This is a genomic window from Flavobacterium sp. UBA4854, from assembly GCF_002399805.1.
Lineage (GTDB): Bacteria > Bacteroidota > Bacteroidia > Flavobacteriales > Flavobacteriaceae > Flavobacterium > Flavobacterium ginsengisoli.
On the sequence record NZ_DHEI01000012.1, the window covers coordinates 2,694 to 4,291 of the forward strand.

At 33.3% G+C, this 1,598-nt stretch carries 2 protein-coding genes and 1 pseudogene; all 3 read right to left on the reverse strand.

Features of this window, described 5'->3' with window-relative positions:
• A pseudogene (locus tag B3J44_RS01125) lies at nucleotides 1–164 on the reverse strand (aspartate-semialdehyde dehydrogenase); the annotation flags it as partial.
• A 175-nt stretch (nucleotides 165–339) separates the two neighbouring features.
• Nucleotides 340–720 (reverse strand): large conductance mechanosensitive channel protein MscL, encoded by a 381-nt coding sequence (gene mscL / locus B3J44_RS01130; protein WP_198854807.1) that lies wholly within the window; start codon nucleotides 718–720, stop codon nucleotides 340–342.
• Between the two features lie 200 nt (nucleotides 721–920).
• A partial coding sequence (gene alr / locus B3J44_RS01135; RefSeq protein WP_286965050.1) for an alanine racemase occupies nucleotides 921–1,598 on the reverse strand: 678 nt, incomplete at its 5' end.

A 1,598-nucleotide genomic window follows, 5' to 3' on the forward strand; every position in this document is an offset into this window, starting at 1 on the left:
AATCCTACTACTTTATATTTGGTTCCTTTATATTCAACTTCTTTTCCTACTGATCTTTCTGATGCAACAGGGATTAATTCTGTAACAGGAAAGTTTCTTTCTGCTAATACTTTAAGCATTACTTCGCCTACCATTCCAGTAGCGCCTACAACTGCAATTCTCATTTTTATATTTTTAAATAATCAATTAATCTATTTTGTTACGCAAAAGTAAGTATAATAAAAGTTTCCACAAGGCTATTCACAAAAAATAACAAAATGTTACAAAACAAACATTTTGTAAAAAAACCGCCTCTTTAGAAGGCGGTTAAGTTAGACTTAGTGTAGCGGTATTGTATTTTTATTTATTTTTTAATAAATCTCTAATTTGTGTAAGCAACTCTTCTTGAGTTGGTGCTGCTGGAGCTGCCGGCGCAGGAACTTCTTTCTTTTTAGCGTGGTTTATTCCTTTTATTATTAAGAACAAAACAAAAGCAACAATAATAAAATTGATTACTGCAGAAATAAAAACACCATATTTGACTCCTCCAAAAGCAGTTAATTGTTCGATAGTTGACATATGTGCAGCATCTAAAGCAGGTTTCAATAACAGCGGCGTAATTACATCTTCGATTAACGAGCTTACAATTTTACCAAAAGCAGCTCCAATGATTACACCGACAGCCAAATCGACTACGTTGCCTTTCATTGCAAATTCCTTAAATTCTGAAAAAAATCCCATATTTGATCTGTTTAGTTGAATAATAAATGAATATCGAAAATACGCAATTTTCTTTAAAAAACCATATTCGCATTCTCTTTTAAACCATATAAGTTATAATAGAAATATAAGCCTAGCTCAGTTTGAAATGTCCTTAAGGAACAAAAAAAATGATGCTCAATTAAAATGAACTTATATAACTTATATGGTTTAAAAAAACATTATCTAAAAAATACCCTCTTTACTCGTTGCGAAATACTTGTCATTATCTCATACGGAATTGTTTTTAAGGCTACAGCCATTTCTATAACGGTTGGGCTTTCGCCGAAAATAATTACCGAATCTCCTTCTTTACATTCTATATCGCTTACATTAACCATCAGCATATCCATGCAGACACTTCCGACGATTTTGGCTTTCTGATTTTTGATTGTTACATAACCAACTTCATTACCCCATAATCTCGCAATCCCATCTGCATAACCAATCGGAATTGTTGCAATTTTGGTTGCTGCATCTGCCATAAAACGACGCCCGTAACCTACGCTGTCACCAGCTGGAATAGTTCTAATTTGAGAAATAATAGATTTTAAGGTTCCAACATTTTCCAGATATTTCTGTTCTGCAGGATCATTTGAAACTCCATACAAACCAATTCCCAAACGCACCATGCTGTATTGCGCGTCTGGAAAATTACTGATTCCAGAAGTATTCAAAGTATGTCGAATTGGATTGATATTTAATTCTGCCATTAATTTTGAAGACAATTTTTCAAACAATGCGATTTGTTGTCTCACAAAATCAAAATGTTTCGGGTCATCGCTTGTTGCCAAATGCGATAGAATACTTTGCACACGAACAGTTGAATTTCCTTTTAAAGTCGCAATTAATTCGTCGAT